General features: G+C 35.5%; 15 protein-coding genes. 7 read left to right on the forward strand and 8 right to left on the reverse strand.

Annotated elements, in window-relative coordinates:
- The first annotated feature begins 210 nt into the window (after window positions 1–210).
- Entirely contained in the window at window positions 211–546 is a 336-nt protein-coding gene (gene hpf / locus D1094_RS00555) for a ribosome hibernation-promoting factor, HPF/YfiA family (RefSeq protein ID WP_118958139.1), read from the forward strand.
- Window positions 547–641: 95 nt separating this feature from the next.
- Here the strand turns inward: hpf and metH are convergent, their stop codons facing one another.
- Window positions 642–4,334 (reverse strand): methionine synthase, encoded by a 3,693-nt coding sequence (metH, locus tag D1094_RS00560; protein ID WP_118958140.1) that lies wholly within the window; start codon window positions 4,332–4,334, stop codon window positions 642–644.
- A 90-nt stretch (window positions 4,335–4,424) separates the two neighbouring features.
- Window positions 4,425–5,369: a homoserine O-succinyltransferase gene (gene metA / locus D1094_RS00565; protein ID WP_118958141.1), complete on the reverse strand. Its 945-nt coding sequence runs from the start codon at window positions 5,367–5,369 to the stop codon at window positions 4,425–4,427.
- 421 nt (window positions 5,370–5,790) lie between these two features.
- Between metA and D1094_RS00570 the strand changes: the two genes are divergently transcribed.
- Window positions 5,791–6,018, forward strand: a complete 228-nt coding sequence (locus tag D1094_RS00570; protein WP_182440056.1) for a hypothetical protein — start codon at window positions 5,791–5,793, stop codon at window positions 6,016–6,018.
- A gap of 190 nt (window positions 6,019–6,208) precedes the next feature.
- Here D1094_RS00570 and D1094_RS00575 read toward each other — a convergent pair whose 3' ends face one another.
- Entirely contained in the window at window positions 6,209–6,580 is a 372-nt protein-coding gene (locus D1094_RS00575; protein WP_118958142.1) for a helix-turn-helix domain-containing protein, read from the reverse strand.
- A gap of 119 nt (window positions 6,581–6,699) precedes the next feature.
- Here D1094_RS00575 and D1094_RS00580 point away from each other — a divergent pair, with 119 nt between their 5' ends.
- The 4 genes from D1094_RS00580 to D1094_RS00595 are packed head-to-tail and all read left to right on the forward strand — an operon-like array spanning window position 6,700 to window position 8,848.
- On the forward strand, window positions 6,700–7,281 hold the full coding sequence (locus D1094_RS00580; RefSeq protein WP_118958143.1) for an NAD(P)H-dependent oxidoreductase: 582 nt from the start codon (window positions 6,700–6,702) through the stop codon (window positions 7,279–7,281).
- A 9-nt stretch (window positions 7,282–7,290) separates the two neighbouring features.
- Window positions 7,291–7,833, forward strand: coding sequence for a peroxiredoxin-like family protein (locus D1094_RS00585; RefSeq protein WP_118958144.1), 543 nt, complete (start codon window positions 7,291–7,293; stop codon window positions 7,831–7,833).
- 8 nt (window positions 7,834–7,841) lie between these two features.
- Window positions 7,842–8,204, forward strand: a complete 363-nt coding sequence (locus tag D1094_RS00590; protein ID WP_118958145.1) for a cupin domain-containing protein — start codon at window positions 7,842–7,844, stop codon at window positions 8,202–8,204.
- A gap of 2 nt (window positions 8,205–8,206) precedes the next feature.
- On the forward strand, window positions 8,207–8,848 hold the full coding sequence (locus D1094_RS00595) for a DsbA family oxidoreductase (protein ID WP_118958146.1): 642 nt from the start codon (window positions 8,207–8,209) through the stop codon (window positions 8,846–8,848).
- A 257-nt stretch (window positions 8,849–9,105) separates the two neighbouring features.
- Here D1094_RS00595 and D1094_RS00605 read toward each other — a convergent pair whose 3' ends face one another.
- Genes D1094_RS00605 through D1094_RS00615 form a run of 3 tightly spaced genes read right to left on the reverse strand, consistent with a single transcriptional unit; the run spans window position 9,106 to window position 13,542 of the window.
- The gene (locus D1094_RS00605) at window positions 9,106–9,411 is read right to left on the reverse strand and encodes a DUF3240 family protein (protein WP_118958147.1); all 306 of its coding nucleotides are present in this window, start codon (window positions 9,409–9,411) and stop codon (window positions 9,106–9,108) included.
- Window positions 9,404–12,478: an efflux RND transporter permease subunit gene (locus D1094_RS00610; protein WP_118958148.1), complete on the reverse strand. Its 3,075-nt coding sequence runs from the start codon at window positions 12,476–12,478 to the stop codon at window positions 9,404–9,406. The genes D1094_RS00605 and D1094_RS00610 overlap by 8 nt, the downstream gene beginning before the upstream one ends.
- Window positions 12,478–13,542, reverse strand: coding sequence for a hypothetical protein (locus D1094_RS00615; protein ID WP_118958149.1), 1,065 nt, complete (start codon window positions 13,540–13,542; stop codon window positions 12,478–12,480). The genes D1094_RS00610 and D1094_RS00615 overlap by 1 nt, the downstream gene beginning before the upstream one ends.
- Before the next feature lie 186 nt (window positions 13,543–13,728).
- On the opposite strand from D1094_RS00615, the gene D1094_RS00620 reads away from it, so the two are divergent.
- Window positions 13,729–14,220: a LuxR C-terminal-related transcriptional regulator gene (locus D1094_RS00620; RefSeq protein WP_118958150.1), complete on the forward strand. Its 492-nt coding sequence runs from the start codon at window positions 13,729–13,731 to the stop codon at window positions 14,218–14,220.
- A 558-nt stretch (window positions 14,221–14,778) separates the two neighbouring features.
- On the opposite strand, the gene recA is transcribed toward D1094_RS00620, so the two are convergent.
- Both recA and D1094_RS00630 read right to left on the reverse strand, forming a co-directional pair.
- Complete coding sequence (gene recA / locus D1094_RS00625) at window positions 14,779–15,807, reverse strand: recombinase RecA (protein WP_118958151.1); 1,029 nt, start codon at window positions 15,805–15,807, stop codon at window positions 14,779–14,781.
- Between the two features lie 232 nt (window positions 15,808–16,039).
- Entirely contained in the window at window positions 16,040–18,232 is a 2,193-nt protein-coding gene (locus tag D1094_RS00630; RefSeq protein WP_118958152.1) for a bifunctional diguanylate cyclase/phosphodiesterase, read from the reverse strand.
- Window positions 18,233–18,390 lie beyond the last annotated feature (158 nt).

The following is an 18,390-nucleotide window of genomic DNA, read 5'->3' on the forward strand; positions in this document are numbered from 1 at the left end:
CTTAGTCATTTAGCTCTGCCTCTTTTAACTCAACAGACCTTCAAGTTGACAATTTTTTTACTATTTCATTGAACTCATTAGCTCAAAATCACTCTAAAAAGCGTAATAAAAATTCAATTACATTTTGTTGCGAATATTGACATTAAATTGCTTGAATTTTTATCCTCATAGGAGGATTATGAAGATGAAGATAACAAAAGAGGTAATACTATGAAAATTAGAATTTCTGGACATCATGTTGAAATCACCGACGGTATTAAGCAATCAATGGAAAACAAGTTTGCGAAAATCTCTAAGCATTATCCGTCAATTATGGCTATAGATTCAACGATTACTGTTGAACCACATCAACAGAAACTTGAAGTTACCACGCATTATGAAGGGACAACCGTCACCGTAAATGCTTCAGACAAACAACTTTATGCTGCGATTGCCAAAGTTGCTAAAAAATTACAAGTTGCCCTTGCTAGGCGCAAAGGGGTGCTATCAGCTAAACTCAATGAAAAATACGTTGTTAAGCAATCTAACCTCTACCAACCAGCATAAATATTTTCACTTTGCCTTAACCATGAATGAGGCACCATAAACTATAAAGGCTAAGTAACAATACTTAGCCTTTATTAATTCAACTGCGCAGACGTTTATTCTGGCTCATAATCAAGGTTGGCAGACAACCAACGCTCTGCTTGCTCAATGGTAAAACCTTTTCTCACACCATAATCCAGTACTTGGTCTTTTGCTAATTTTGCAACGGCAAAATATTTTGCGTCAGGATGTGCAAAATACCAACCACTTACAGCAGCACCAGGCCACATTGCATAGCTTGAAGTTAGCTCCATGCCGATATTGTCTTCAACATTTAACAACTCCCAAAGTAAGCCTTTTTCAGTATGCTCAGGACAAGCAGGATAACCCGGAGCAGGCCTTATACCTTGATAACTTTCACGAATTAAGTCTTCATTTTTAAGGTTTTCATCTGGCGCATAACCCCAATATTCCTTACGGATTTTCTCATGAAGATATTCAGCAGATGCTTCAGCTAACCTATCTGCAACAGCTTTTAATAGAATACTGTTATAATCATCGTGCTGAGCATTAAAGGCTTTAACTAATTCATCAGCACCAAAACCTGCCGATACAGCAAATGCCCCCATATAATCATTCACATTAGCACTTTTAGGCGCAACGTAGTCTGATAGACAACGGTTATACTGCCCTGATGGCTTTTTACTTTGCTGTCGAAGCTGATGCAATGTCATTAATTGCTCAGTACGGCTTTCATCAGTGTAAAGAATAACATCATCAACATCGCTATGAGCAGGAAATAAACCAAACACGGCTTTTGCTGTTAGCTTCTTATTATTAATGACATCATCTAACATTGCATTCGCGTCATTAAAGAGTTTCGTGGCTTCTTCGCCAACCACTTCATGGCGCAATATTAATGGATATTTACCCGATAATTGCCAAGTCATGAAAAATGGCGTCCAATCGATATAGTTTCTTACTTCATTTAAATCAAGTTCATTTAGCACAGTAACACCCAATTTATTTGGCACTGTTGGCGTGTAATTGTCGAAGTTAATCGGGGTTGCATTTTTACGTGCATCTTCCAAACTAACTAAGCTTGAACGCGGACCTTTTTTATAATGACGTGCTCTAACTCTTTCGTACTCTTCTTTTTGTCTTTCCATAAAGGCTGGACGTAACTCATCAGAAAGCAATGAACTTACTACCGAAACTGATCGCGAAGCATTTGAAACATAAACAACAGGATGTTCATATTGCGGCTCAATCTTTACTGCGGTATGTGCTTTTGATGTTGTAGCACCACCAATAAGTAAAGGCAGTTCAAAACCTTGACGTTTCATTTCTTTAGCGACATGCACCATTTCATCAAGTGACGGTGTAATAAGCCCTGACAAACCAATAATATCCACTTTTTCTTCTTTCGCGACTCTTAAAATATCTTCACATGAAACCATTACACCTAAGTCGATAATTTCATAATTATTACATTGCAGTACAACGCCAACAATATTCTTACCAATATCGTGAACATCGCCTTTAACAGTAGCTAAAAGAATTTTACCGTTAGTGCTTGCTTCTGTTTTCTCCAATTCAATATATGGGTTTAAATAAGCAACAGCTTGCTTCATTACTCGCGCAGACTTAACCACTTGCGGTAAAAACATTTCACCAGCACCAAACAAATCACCAACGGTATTCATGCCGTCCATTAGTGGACCTTCTATTACATCTAACGGCTTGGCAGCTAAAAGGCGTGCTTCTTCTGTATCTTCTTCAATAAACTCGTTAATCCCTTTCACTAATGAATAGGATAAACGCTCGTTTATTGGTAGCTCTCTCCATGCCAAATCAACCTTAGATTGTTGGCCACCTGCTTGACCTCGATATTGTTCAGCAACATCGAGCAACCGCTCAGTTGCGCCATCATCAGTATTTTGTATGACATCTTCAACGGCCTTACGTAATTCAGTTGGAATATCTGAATAAATAGCCAATTGACCTGCATTGACAATGCCCATATCCATACCATTTTTAATAGCATGATATAAAAAGACCGCATGGATAGCTTCGCGAACCGGGTTATTTCCTCTAAATGAGAAGGAAACATTAGATACACCACCAGAGATCATTGCATAAGGTAAGTTTTGTTTAATATCGGCAACAGCCTCAATAAAATCAACCGCATAATTATTATGCTCTTCAATACCAGTAGCGACGGCAAAAATATTGGGATCAAAAATAATATCTTCAGCTGGGTAGCCCACTTCATCGACTAAAATATGATAAGCACGATGACATATTTCATATTTGCGTTCACGGGTATCAGCTTGACCATCTTCATCAAATGCCATGACGATCACTGCGGCACCATATCGACGTAGAAGCTCAGCTTGTGCTTTAAAGTTCTCTTCGCCTTCTTTTAGGCTGATAGAGTTCACTACACCTTTACCTTGAATACATTGAAGCCCCGCTTCCAAGATATCCCACTTGGAAGAATCAATCATAATTGGCACTTTAGCTATTTCAGGCTCACCCGCAATTAAATTTAAAAATCTAACCATGGCCTCTTTTGACTCTAACATGCCTTCATCCATGTTAATGTCGATAATTTGCGCGCCATTTTCTACTTGTTGAAGTGCTACTGCTATCGCTTGATCGTAATTCTCTTCTTTAATTAGACGCTTAAACATTGCCGAGCCAGTCACATTAGTGCGCTCACCTACGTTGACAAACAAAGAGTCTTTCTGAATGGTTAGTGCTTCTAATCCAGATAATCGACAAGCAATATCACGTGCTTCGATGGTGCGTGGCGCGAGCTTTTCAACAGTATTTGCCATGCCTTTAATATGCGCAGGTGTTGTACCACAACAGCCACCAATGATGTTTAGAAAACCTGATTTAGCCCATTCTTCAACATGGGTGTTCATATCTTCAACGGTAAAATCATATTCACCAAATGCATTGGGTAAACCCGCATTAGGATGCGCAGATACCGCGACATCGCAAATTCTACTTAATTCTTCAACATATTGCCTTAGTTCAACAGGGCCTAATGCACAGTTCAAACCAAATGAGATAGGCTTAGCATGCCTTAACGAGTTATAGAAAGCTTCCGTGGTTTGCCCAGAAAGTGTTCTACCTGAGGCATCAGTAATCGTGCCTGAGATCATTACGGGTAAACGAAAACCTAATTCTTCAAACACTGTTTCTACTGCAAAAACTGCTGCTTTCGCGTTAAGCGTATCGAAAATGGTTTCAATTAAAATTATATCTGAACCGCCCTCAATAAGTGCTTTAGTCGACTCGATATACGCTGCTTTTAATTCATTAAAGGTGACATTTCGAAATGCTGGATCATTAACATCAGGAGAAATCGAACAGGTTCTATTTGTTGGCCCTAGTACACCGGCAACAAAACGCGGTTTTTCTGGTGTTTTTTGATTGTACTCATCAGCTGCTGCCCTAGCAATTTTTGCTGCCTGTAGATTAATTTCAGCACTGTACTTTTGCATGTCATAATCAGCCATGGCAATAGTAGTTGCATTAAAAGTATTGGTTTCTAATATATCTGCGCCAGCTTCTAGGTACTCACAATGTATTGCTTTAATAATATCAGGCTGTGTCAGCACTAACATGTCATTATTGCCTTTCACATCACAGTGCCAGTCTGCAAACTGTTCGCCCCTAAAGTCTTGTTCTTCAAACTTATACGCTTGAATCATTGTTCCCATCGCTCCATCAAGAATGAGAATATTGTTTTTTAGTTGTTGCTCTAGCAATGTAAATGATGCATGTTTTTTCATTGTCGTATCCAAGCAATTAAGCTTTTATTAATTCAATACCTTAAGTCACTATATAGCAACTTAGAATAATATTTTGAGGAATCTAGTTATTTATGATTCATCAGTTTGAACTGTCTTCATATTTGAAGCATCAAGTCGATATGGTGTGATTTGATACACGTAATAGTTTAGCCAATTAGTAAATAATAAACTGCCATGACTTCGCCACGATCCTACGGGTTTATTATTTTCATTATCTTGATAATAATAATTAAGTGGTAGTTGTGTGTTGTCATTAGTTTTACGATCTCTTAAGTATTCTTCGTGCAACGTTGAGGTATCATACTCAGGGTGCCCAGTTAAATAGACTTGCCTTTTGTTTTTACTCGCGACCAGATAAACACCTGCTTCATCTGACTGAGCCAAGACATTTAAATTTTCAACACTCTGATAGTCTGACAAGCTTATATAACCATAACGTGAATGCGGTACGTTAAAGTATTCATCAAAACCGCGTGTTAATTGCTCTTTGCTACTTAATGGATAGTGCTTATACACGCCTGACAATTTTTGCTGACGTAAATGTCTGTTTAAACCATAATGATGATATAAAGCAGCATGTGCAGCCCAGCAAGAAAACATGGTAGATGTTACATTCTCTTCAGCCCAGTCAAATACTTCACAAATTTTATCCCAAAAGCTGACCTCGTGATAATCTAATAATGCCAATGGCGCACCAGTCACAATCAACCCATCGTATTGCTTGTGTTTAATATCATCAAACAGACAATAGAAATTTTCTAAATGTTCTGTTGGCGTATTCTTTGATTCATTGGCATGAATACGGACAAACTCGACATTAATTTGTAATGGTGTATTTGATAACATGCGCAGGATCTGCACTTCTGTTTCTATTTTGTTTGGCATTAAATTCAATATGGCAACCTGCATAGGTCTTATTTCTTGATTTACTGCGCGATGCTCCGACATAATAAATATGTTTTCTTTATCTAAAACTGATAATGCGGGCAATTGATCGGGAATTTTAATCGGCATAATCCTACCTAACAAAAAAGAATTTTTTCTACTTGTAGGCAATGTTACTTAGATTGCTAGATATGTCAACTTCTAAACGTATAGACGTCTAAACGTTTTGTTATATCCTATTAGTAATTACCTTTTTGTAAAACGTCATTTAAAACGAGAATACCGTCAAGAGCGAGAATGATACAGAGTAAGGGATACAAGCCAGTTTTAAACTAAATATTTTGTAAAATACGAAAACTAGCAAGTAATATTTTTCGAATTTTATCTGATAATTTACTAACTACTAATCGCTTCAATGAAGAAAAGTATTATTAAAAGTTAATATTATTTTTTGTCAAAGTGCAAAAAGTCAGGATTACCTCCATGCTTTCATTATGTTTTTAATTAAAGGTTTTCTCTGATCACCTTAAACTCTTATGGGGTTTAAGTCATGAATACAATCGTTAAAGACTGGCATATCGTTTCTGTTTTTGATGGTGAAGAATTAATTGGGAAGGTTTTATGGGGAATCTGTGTCGATGACATGACATACCGATTCGCAACAGACGATTACATTAGCACATCCAAAATAGTAAAAATCTCACCTCACAACCAGCTAATCAAAACTGCGAGTGGCAGCCTTTATCAAGTAATTGGCGAGGGCCAAAGCTATCTTTAATTCCTGTTTCATCTATATAAACCAATAATTTTATTGGTATTGTGTAAAGTTAAAAATGAACTAAGCTTTGTCCTATTACATCAGCAATTGGAAACAATTTGGAAGTGATGAATGCAATAATACAATAAAAAACGTTATATAAAGGCTTCAATCACTCAAAGTAAATATCAACAAAGAATTGTTCAATAAGTTACTTTGAGTTTAACTTTATACCGTGCGATTCTGACCATTTTCGCAAATCATCCAAAATTGAAAGTGCTGATTTACCAAAATCAGTAAGTTCATATGTAACAGCTATAGGTCTATCGCTTATAACCTTTCTAATTACCATACCTTCGTCTTCTAGCTCTTTGAGCCGTTGATCAACCATTTTTTTAGTTACACCGCCCAGCATTCGAGTTAAATCATTAAATCGAACTGGCTCATCTTTCAAGTGATAAATGATAGAACCTTTCCATTTTCCGCCAATTAAACGCATTCCTTTTTCAATCGCACAAGGCTCCATACAAGCATTATAAACTTTTTTCCGACCTTTACTGTCTGTTTCTATTGTACTTTCCATAATTTCTCACTTATTTGTTATAGGTTACTAAAAGTATACTAATTGCTTATTGTTGAAAGGTATCTAAAATATACCACAATTAACCGTTCAAAATAAATTTTATTTTTGGAGAAACACAAATGAGCAATATTTTAATTATCAATGGTCACCAATATTACCCTTTTTCTGAAGGTAAGCTAAACGCTACGCTAGTAGAAAAAGCCGTTTCAATATTAAAGGAAAAGAGCCATAAAACTCGTGTAGTTACAATATCAGAAAATATTAACGTTGAGAAAGAACTTGAGAATCATCAATGGGCTGACATCGTTATTCTTCAAACCCCGGTAAATTGGATGGGCGTTACTTGGTCATTCAAAAAATACATGGATGAAGTCTACACAGCGGGCATGGGTGGCGCGTTATGTGTTGGTGATGGTCGTGACGAATCTGCGCCGAAAAATAACTATGGCATGGGTGGCTCACTAACTAATACAAAATACATGATGTCTTTGACGCTCAATGCGCCAGAAGAAGCGTTCAACGATGAAAATGAATTCTTCAATGGAAAATCAATTGATGACCTGTTGTTCCCTATGCACATGAACTTCAAGTTCTTTGGTATGAAGCCAATGGAAACATTTGCGTGCTTTGATGTGATGAAAAATGCAGATGTTGAAAACGACTTAAAACGTTTTAAAGCTCACATCAACAAACATTTTTAAGGAACAGTAATGAGCGTTGAATATACTACTAAATTGCACGCAGGAGCTGATTTTCCTGCAATTGAAGTAAAGCTATTAAATGGTGATGTAAAAAAATTATCAACACCTGAAAATGGTTTGGATTGGAACATGGTCGTTGTTTACAGAGGTCAGCATTGCCCTCTTTGTACACGATACCTGAACCAATTAGAAAATGCGAAAGATCTACTCGCTCAAACAGGCGTGGATTTGATCGCAGTTTCTGGCGACAGCAAAGAACAACTTGAAAGTCATATGGAAAGACTTGATGTTACTTTCCCTATCGCATATGGCCTTACTGTTGAACAAATGGTAGAACTTGGGTTGTATATATCAGATCCAAGATCGCCTGAAGAAACGGATCATTCATTTCCCGAACCGGGATTATTTGTGGTTAACAATCAAGGCAAAGTACACGTTGTAGACATTTCAAATAATCCGTTTGTAAGACCTGAGCTTCAATCGTTAATTAATGGCTTAGCGTGGATACGTAATCCAGATAACAACTATCCAATTCGCGGTATGTATACATAGGAGTTACGATGAAAAAGGTTTTATTGGCAAGTGTTATTTCAGCCCTATTGTTTGGAAATGCGCTTGCAGCAGACACGAAAGTCGAATCCGCACATATCGCATCTCCAAATCAATATGAACTTCTACTTGAGAATAATGAAGTTATAGTACTGAAGATGACGCTTAAACCGGGTGAGCAGGACAACTGGCATAAACACAATACTGAAACGGTTTACTTCGAAAAAGGTGGTAAGGCGACGATAACAACAAGTGATAAAGACATGACGTTGGAGATCCCAGATGGCTACGTGATGTGGCATGAACAATGGGAACATCATGTTAAAAATGTTGGTGACACAACTATCACTGCAATTATCGTTGAAAAGAAATAATGATGTCAAAGACACAAATTAACATTGATATCATTTCTGATGTGGTTTGTCCTTGGTGTGTAATTGGCTATGGTCGCTTAAAAGCGACATTAGCCAATTTTGACACTAAATTCGACGTTAGTATTATCTGGCACCCCTTCGAACTTAACCCAAGTATGCCCAAAGAAGGTGAAAACCTAAGACAGCATTTATCGAAAAAGTACGGGACTACGTTAGGGGGTAGTATCAGAGCAAGAGCTATGCTGACCGAAGAAGGCAAAAAAGTCGGGTTCAGATTTAACTACTTTGATGAAATGAAAATGCTTAATACACATCAATGTCATCAACTACTTCACTGGGCCAAAGAAAGTAACTTGCAAAACCAATTAGCAGAAGCACTTTTTGAACATTTCTTTAGCAATAAAGGCGAATTCACCGGAAGTGAACTCGTAACCGTTGCAGAAAAAGTAGGATTAAACGCTGACCAAGCGATGTATATCTTAGCAAACAATACATATAGTGAAGAAGTAAAGTTAATCGAAGACCACTGGCAACAAAGAGGAATTCATAGCGTACCATTATTTATTTTTAATGGTGAACAAGCCTTATCTGGTGCACAAGAAATGGAAACTTTCGAGCGTGTACTAAATCAATATTTAAAGTAGAGACAATCAACTATGTTTACATATTATGAGCCAGATACGGCTCCAAAAGAATCAAAACCATTAATGGAACAATCTTTAGCTGGCTTTGGGATGATCCCAAACCTGCATAAAATCTTAGCTGAAGCTCCAGCAACTTATAAAGCGTACAACCAAACGTTTACAAGTTTTATGAAAGACACAACGTTTAGCCCACTTGAACAACAAGTGGTATTTATGACGTCAAACTTTGAGAATTGTACTTACAATAGGGGGAGGCACTATTCAAAGTGCCCACTGTCTATAACGGGTGTAAGCCAGTATTTTAATTTGGCACTTTGACAGACTGGTTTTAAGCTTTCTTTTAATTTTTCAACGTCTAATGAAGCGATCAGTATCTCAAATTGAAAGTAGGCTCTGTATCCTTCAACTTGTTCAGAAATATCAAACATACTATGTTCTTTACTATAGCCATGTATGGTTTTTAAATTAAAGCCTGTAATATTTGGTAAACCAATTAGTTTATCCACGACTTCATCTTTTAGTCCTGTGGGTACATTTAACGTGAATATAACATTATTATGCATTTTTTTTCTCCAACCAACAGTAACAGATAGGCAAAAGGTAAAGAGTTGTAATTGTTGATGTTATTAGTCCGCCAATGACCACTATAGCCAACGGCTTTTGAATTTCAGCGCCAGGGCCTGTTGCAAATGCAAGAGGCATTAACCCAAACATGGCTGTTGTGGCTGTCATTAAAACGGGCCTAAGCCTACGGTTGGCTCCATCAATGACCCGTTTTGTTAAATTTTTTGAAAAGAGTTTTGTTTGTTCAAAGTAGCTCACCATTACGATGCCATTTAATACCGCTACTCCAAGTAATGCGATAAAACCAATCGAGGCTGGAACAGATAGGTATTCCTGACTGATGTAGAGTGAAATAATACCACCCATCAATGCAAAAGGAATGTTGGCAATAATAAGTGCTGATTTTGAAAAGGAATTAAATGTGGTAAATAAAATAATAAATATTAATATAAGTGCCAGTGGTATTAATAATAATAAGTTGTTCGTTGCACGCTGTTGGCTTTCAAACTCACCACCAAAAGACAAAGTATAACCCGTGGGGAGTTGGATCCTATTAGCTATTTTTGTCTCTAATTCATTTACATAACTAACTACGTCTCGGTTTGTAATGTTAACACTTACCGATGCAAATCGATTTCCTTTTTCTCTTTCGATAAGTAAAGGACCTGTTTTAAAACTAATCACTGCGATTTGTTCTAGAGGTAACAATGAATTGTCAGGCATTAATATTAATTGCTGTTTAACTGCCTGAATAGATGATAATTTGCTTTGATTTGTAACCTTATCTCTTGACCCATTAAATACTATTGGAATTATACGGTTTTCTTCAAGTAACGATGAAACTTGTAAGCCCTCAAGTTGAGATTTTAGATACTCGCTTAGCGCTTGTGTCGATAAGTTAAATTGACTTGCCACTTCAGGAATTAGTTTTATGTTTACATATTTCCCCCCTTCAATTATTGCCATTTGTACGTCTGAAGCCCCCTTAATTCCTTTTGATATTTCCGAGATTTTTTTAGCTAAAGCTGAAAGTTGATGCATATCGTTGCCAAAAACCTTAATTGAAATATCTCCTGTTCCTCCCGTTAACATTTCAGAAACACGCATTTGAATAGGTTGGGTAAAACCTACATTCATACCAGGGTAGCGCTTAAGTGTTGATCTAATATCTTCAATAAGTTGTGCCTTAGTCTCAAACCGCCATTGATCTTTAGGTGCTAGCTCCATAAAAACATCGGTTTCATTTAGTCCCATAGGATCTAAGCCCAATTCATCAGAACCCGTTCTAGCAACGATTTGAACTATTTCCGGGGTATTTTCTAACAGTACTTCTTCTACTTGTTCATCAATATTTATAGAGGCAGCTAAAGAAATACTGGGGGATTTTTCAAGTTGTACAATAATATCGCCTTCATCGAGTATTGGCATAAAACTTTTTCCTAGCCCCTGAAAAAGTAAGAGGCTAAAGATGAACACACATATAGATAACACTGTCATGGCTATTGGTTTGTTTATCACTGTAGATAGTGTTTTTACATAAAAGCCTTGTAATACAGTGACAAGTTTAGGCTGCGACACAGGTTCATTTTTTAATAGTAGTGAAGCCAGTATAGGGATAATTGTGAGCGACAAGAGTAATGCACTTAACATGGCAAAAACGATGGTAAGAGCCACAGGTTTAAATAATTTCCCTTCTAAACCCGACAACATTAATAGAGGAGAAAAAACAATTATTATGATTATAGTCCCTGAAAAAACAGGTGTTGCGACCTCTTTACAAGCTCTGAAAATCACATGCAATCGAGGTAAGTGTTTATTATCTAAAAGCCTGTTCACTATATTTTCTACAATAACTACAGAAGAATCTACTAGCATTCCGATAGCAATAACCAATCCACCTAAACTCATTAAATTTGCGGATAATTCAAATTGCTTCATTAGAATAAAAGTAACTAGAGCCGCCATAGGTAGTGAAAGAGAAACAACTAAGGATGACCGTACGTCTCCTAGGAAAATAGCGAGTAGAATGATTACAAGTATTACAGCCTGACCTAATGCACTAGTAATAGTAGTTATTGCCGTATTTATTAAGTTAGATCTGTCATAGAACACATTAATTTTTGTGCCTTGTGGTAAAGAGGTTTCAATTTCCTTTAATTTATTTTTTACTTCTTCAATAACTTGGGCAGTATTACTGTTTTTTAGGGCAATAATTAAGCCTTGAGTAGCTTCTTCACCATCTTTTGTAACAGCTCCATAACGAGTTAAAGCGCCCTCATTAATGGTTGCAATATCGCTGAGGCGAATAACTTTATTACCTATTATTTGTATGACAGTTTCTTTTAACGAATTTATATCTTCAAACTTGCCTTCAGTCCTTAAAATTAAAGCATCATTTCCTTTTATAAGCCGACCAATGCCACCGTTTTGATTCAATAATGAAATTGTACTTTCAATATCTTTAAAGGAAATATTATATTGTTGCATCAGTAAAATGTTGGGCACTATTTCATAGGTCTTAACAAAGCCCCCTAAGCTGTTTACATCCGCAACGCCAGCTACCGTTCTAAGTAATGGACGGATATGCCAGTCAAGTAACTCTCTTTTTTCGGTAAGCGACAGCATGGGGTTATCGACAGTAAACATAAACACTTCACTTAGTGGCGTACTCATCGGAGCTATACCACCACTAATGTTTTCTGGTAGGGAGGGAAGTATATTCATCAAGCGTTCATTAACTTGCTGTCTTGCCCAGTAAATATCTGTACCATCTTTAAAATCAATGGTGATATCCGTTATAGAATATTTTGTTGTTGAACGAAGCATTTCTTGTGAAGGGATACCAAGTAATTCGGTTTCTATTACACGTGTTACCTGAGATTCAATTTCAACGGCATTCATTCCTGGTAGTTTAAGTACTATTTTTACTTGAGTAGGAGATATCTCTGGGAAAGCATCAATTGGTATATCCATCCATGCTTTTGCACCTGCAATCATAGCCATCACGATAAATACACAGACAAACAAACGCTGGGTAAGTGAGAACTTGATCAGTAAATTCAACATTATTCATCCCCTAAGTTAAGCAAATAACCTTGTAATATACTGACCGAAGTTGTTAAACCTCTTCTATTTTCAATATCACTATTTGTAGTGAAGAAATATTCGCCTTCTTTTGATCCAAACAAGTTTATGCTGATAATATCAAGTTCGTTTCCTGACTCTATAGCGATATAATTATTCTCTTCAAATTCAAAAACAGCAGATTTTTTTACTTTGTAACCCTTGAAGTCTTGTATAGGTATTAGGGTAATAACTTGACCAAGCGTTAAATCGCATGCTGAGGTTTTACTTGGGGAAGCCCACAATGTCTGATGATATTTATCCGCAATATTTTCTAAGCTTTCAATATTTAATTGGCATTGAGGAGATACCTCTAAATGAGATAATGATGAAGTATTAAGTATTGGCAGTAAAACTTTTACTTGGATAGCTTCAGGATCTATAACGTCAAAGGCAAGCTCTCCTTCATGTCTGTTATTTGACAAGTCTGTTATTTTTATTATTCCTGCTTCTGGACTAATGAGGGTGATTTCTTCATTTTTGTCAATATTCAAAAAAGACATTTGGTGTTGAATATGTTCAAAGTTCAATTTGCTTTCAAAATATTGCTTAGTTATTTCTACCCATTGAGAGCTTTTAATTGTTTTGTTTTCAAAATATAACTTATTAGTTTGAAAATGATTTTCTGAAGCTTCTAATAGTTGTTGAGCTGACATATATTCATCAATAAAATGATGAACATCATAGCCTTCAACTGTAGCGACAGTATCCCCTTTATTGATTTGGCTACCATTTTTTACATGATAACGAATACGTTGCACATCAAATGGGAAGCTTACTGAGTAATTTTCACCTGTTCTGCTGTTAACTTCACCAATAAGCTTTTGTCCTTCAATCAAGTTAACCTTTTTAATAGTGGTAAAATTAGTTTCAAAACCTCCAAGAGCTGATAACGGTATATTTTCTATTTTATCGAAAGCAAGTGCTATAGATGTTTGAAATAAAGCAATCATTGAAAGGCACAAAAGTGTATATTGGTAATTAAAGTAACTAGATATTTTTTTCATAAAAAATAACACCATATGGTTAAACCAGGGATAAATAAGGTTGATGAAACCATTGTGACTATTTTTGAATGATAATTCATTGGACATAAGACGAATTCTATCTGTATTTGTCTTTTTATGATGTATGGTACATATGTCTATTGTTTGAATAAGTGATTGTTAAGTAAGTAATAAGAGAGGAATTTGATGAGAGATGGTGTAATAGCGTCAATTTTATTGATTATAATGTTTTTGAATTTTTTTGATGTACTTACCGATATATCACTGGGAGTTCCTGCTTGGCATATATTCTCTGAAAGTTTGATTGTTTTCGTTTCAGCTATAGGAGCAATATTCCTGATTAAAGATATGAAAGCACGAACATCAAATATTATCGGCTTAAAAAAAGAATTAAACATTTCAGATGATAAATTAAAAAATATCTCTGACGAAATGAAAAATGCTAGACATGAATATAGTGGTGTTATTCACACACAATTTGAACGTTGGTCTCTGACATCAAGTGAACAGGAAATAGCAATGCTGCTATTAAAAGGTCTTAGCTTTAAAGAAGTGAGTGCTGTTAGGAATACAAAAGAAAAAACAGTAAGACAACAAGCATCTACCATTTATAGTAAAGCAAGCGTTGAAGGAAGACATGAGTTTGCAGCTTGGTTTTTTGAAGACTTTATTAGTTAGAGCTTTGTGTATTATTAATACCTCCAATTTGTTCTCTGTTTCACTTTAAATAGAGAACCTTCTTTTTGTTGTAGGGCTTATAAACCAAAACTGGCTATAAGCGACTTTTACCCAATATATTATAAATTTTTAAACGTTACATTCATATTTACAATTTTGTCATTAAAATAGTGAGTTTGCTGATAATGATGTGACATCAACATTTTTTTGACCATGTATCTGTTTCACTGATACAGGGTACGTTAGCCTTTTTTACCCGACTTCAAATAACAACTTACATGTTCTACTGTATATTGACGAAAATGATATTAGTAGGTTAAAATTTTTGACGAAGCCCTTTTATTCTAGGATGTTATCAATCTCATAATTAAAGTCCTTTTACACTTTATGATAAAAGTAGCTTATTGCTGAAAATATCAATAAAGGTCTACACGCGCTAGGTAAAATAGATATTTTAGGGTTCCTATTGGTATTTATAATACAACAGACATAAAAAAACGCAGTACTACGTCTAGCACTGCGCTTGTTTATTGATATTTAAACTACCTTGATTAAGCGCTACTCTTCAGCTACTGCTTCTTCACTCTCAACGGGCACTACTTTACTTAAAAATAAATCTCTTAACTTTGTATCTAAGTCTTTAGCCATTTCTGGGTGCTCTTCCAAATATTTAGTTGCATTCGCCTTACCTTGGCCTATACGTTCGCCATTACAGCTATACCAAGCACCTGCTTTCTCAACTAAGTTATTTTTAACACCAAGTTCTACTAATTCACCTAAACTATTAATGCCTTCACCATATAAAATTTGGAATTCAGCTTGTTTAAATGGCGGAGCTATTTTATTTTTAACCACTTTAACTCGGGTTTCATTACCAACGATTTCGTCACCATTTTTTACAGCACCAATTCTTCTGATATCTAGACGAACTGACGCATAGAATTTTAATGCATTACCACCGGTGGTTGTTTCTGGGTTACCAAACATAACACCAATTTTCATACGAATTTGGTTGATGAAAATTAGCATGGTATTTGACTTTTTCAAGTTAGCGGTAAGCTTACGCATTGCTTGGGATAACATACGTGCTTGAAGACCCATATGAGAATCACCCATATCGCCTTCAATTTCTGCTTTAGGTGTTAATGCGGCAACCGAATCCACAACAATAACATCAATAGCACCTGATCTTGTTAACATGTCACATATCTCAAGTGCTTGTTCGCCTGTATCAGGTTGAGATACTAATAACTCATTAATATTTACACCCAGTTTTTCGGCATAAATTGGATCTAATGCGTGCTCAGCATCAACGAATGCACATACTTTGCCTTCTCTTTGCGCTTGTGCAATAACTTCAAGTGTTAATGTAGTTTTACCACTAGATTCTGGGCCATAAATTTCAACAACACGACCTAAAGGTAAGCCACCAGCACCAAGCGCTATATCTAAACTTAACGAACCTGTTGAAATAGTTTCAACATCCATCGTGTTGTTATCGCCAAGTTTCATTATTGACCCTTTACCAAATTGACGTTCAATTTGACTTAAGGCTGCTGAGAGTGCTTTTTCTTTATCGTCTTTCATTTTAGCTCCATGAAGAGAAGGTAATTCGTTTTAATGAGTTAAGTATACTGTATAGCTGTACAGTATCAAGTGTTTTTTTATATTTTCTTTGCTCAACGAAAACTTGAAGATAACTAGCTGATTAAAAACAGTAATTTTTGAAGTGGAATTTTTATATCAATAAGTACTTTGAATTAACAGTATATTATACAGTACTCTTTTTATTGTGAATTATGTGTGGTTTAAGCCTGTATTATTCTTGATGCTCATACCATAGTTCAGGTTTATGTATATGGTAACCTTGAATATATTCTACGCCAATATTATTTAACATAGTTTCAATTTCTTCATTCTCAACAAATTCAGCAACCACTTGTTTATTCATTGCAACGGCAATTCGCTTAATATTTTCAACAAATGTCCGATTAATACTATTCACATCCATATCCCTTACAAAGGCACCATCTATTTTAATCGTTTCGATTGGCAATTGTTGTAAATAACTGAATGATGATAAACCGCTACCAAAATCATCTAAAGCAAAGTTACATCCAAATGCAATCATGTGGTTAATAAAGTATAAGGCTGAATCTAAGTGACTTATTGCTGAAGTTTCAGTTATTTCGAATGATACAAGTGCAGGGTTAACTTGGTATTGTTCAAATAGATTTTTAACATATTGATATAGTTCTTTATTTGCTAACGTTATACCTGACAAGTTAATGCTATAATGATTGTCTGAATCTTCTTTCATAATACATTTGAGTGTTTGTTCAATAACCCAGTAGTCAAGCTGTACTATCATTCCATACTTTTCAGCCGCAGGTATAAACTCAACAGGTGGAATAGTTTCTCCTTCTTTACTTTTCATTCTCACCAAGACTTCATAATGTTTAGGTTGACCAACAGCCGTTGCTCTAATCTCTTGACGATGAAGCATTAATCGTTTTTCTTTTAGTGCATCAACAAGCTCATGAACAATCTCCATTTCTTTTGCGTGTTTTAATAATTGCTTATCATTACTTTGATACACTTGAACGCGATCTCTTCCCTTCTCTTTAGCTAAACTTATTGCTTGCCCTAATGACGAAAGCACCTGTTGTACGTCAAAAATACTATTATCAATAGCTACAACACCAACACTTGCCGTAATATTATTGCTTTTTGTATTTTCTTTTAATTGGATTTTTTTCAATAAACATCTTATTTTATTGGCAAAAGCTTCTGCATTTTGAAATGCAAGATCTGGCAATAGCATCGCAAACTCGTCATTCCCTAAACGGCTTAACACTCCACCTTTAGGTAAATTATCTTGTAAAGAAAGTGATATACGATGGAGAAATTTATCGCCAATAGTAAACCCCATACTATTATTAATTACTTGAAATTTATCTAAATCAATTTTGAGTACTACACCGGTTTCATTGTTAAAGGTTACATCACGACTTTTTATATAATCTGTGAGTTGCTGTTCAAAATTATTTCTATTTGCTAGGCCTGTTAACTGATCATGGTTATCAGCAAAAGCTAGCTCTTGTTTAATAATTTGATGGCGCAAAATACCTTTTTTTTGTTGACGATAAAAAACATAAACAAATACCGTAAGTACAAACCAAATAATAATTGCTTGAATAAATGCCTTATTTCGTAAATCAATATTGTATTGAGGGTCTAAACGAATACCTAGCTGCCAACGCGTATTTGGGATAGATTTTATATAACTAAACGATTCATACTCTTCATTATCGACTAGCATTTCTTCATACTTTTCGTTACCTGCTTCTGTTGTCAATTCTATATGACCTTTTTGGTCAGTTCTCATTAAGAAAAGTTGTTGGTGAGGTAGCTGATATTGATTCAAAATGTCAATAAGTGTATTTGGATTGAAAGCAACAAATAAGTATTCATTGCTTTTACTGGTCGTCGATAACGGTTGTAAAATATCGAAATGCACACTGTTATTACTTCGGTGAAGAAATAAACTCTCTTGAACGCCCGATGCCAACGTCGTTTTAATCTCTTCTTCACAATCTGTTAAGAAATTACCTGTGATATGGGCTAAGCTACCTTGTCCATTTTGGTTAATTAAAGCGAATAACCGAGTGTTATCTATATCACCTTGCAATGTCTTTAATAATTGCATGTAGGTTTCTTGACTCGCAGTACTTCCTTGCTTTTGCAGTAACTGAATTATATTAAGTTGTTTTTGCTGAAATAAATCAAGCTCTAAACGTAATTGAGAAAAATATTCTTGATAATCTGAAATCACATGCTCGGTAACAGAGTCCATTAATGAGGCTTGATAACTTTGGTGAATTTTATTCGCGGACAAAGCTTGCCATATTAATAGCAACAAAATAATTACGCTGGTTAATATAACAACACGCTTGGTTGAGTTAGGCTTCCTTTTCCTTACATTATTAGAATTTTCTCTTGGTTCTTTCAAATAATATCCAACAAATTAAACATTTATTACCTAATTAAATATATGCAGGGCATCTGCTTTGTGCAAGTGAAATATATTGATAAAAAGATAAGTAATCATTGCCATGCTTATGGCATAATTAACAGCCTATTTATACATGCAAAAACAACTAAAACTAA

The organism is Colwellia sp. RSH04, assembly GCF_003545765.1.
Classification (GTDB): Bacteria; Pseudomonadota; Gammaproteobacteria; order Enterobacterales; family Alteromonadaceae; genus Colwellia.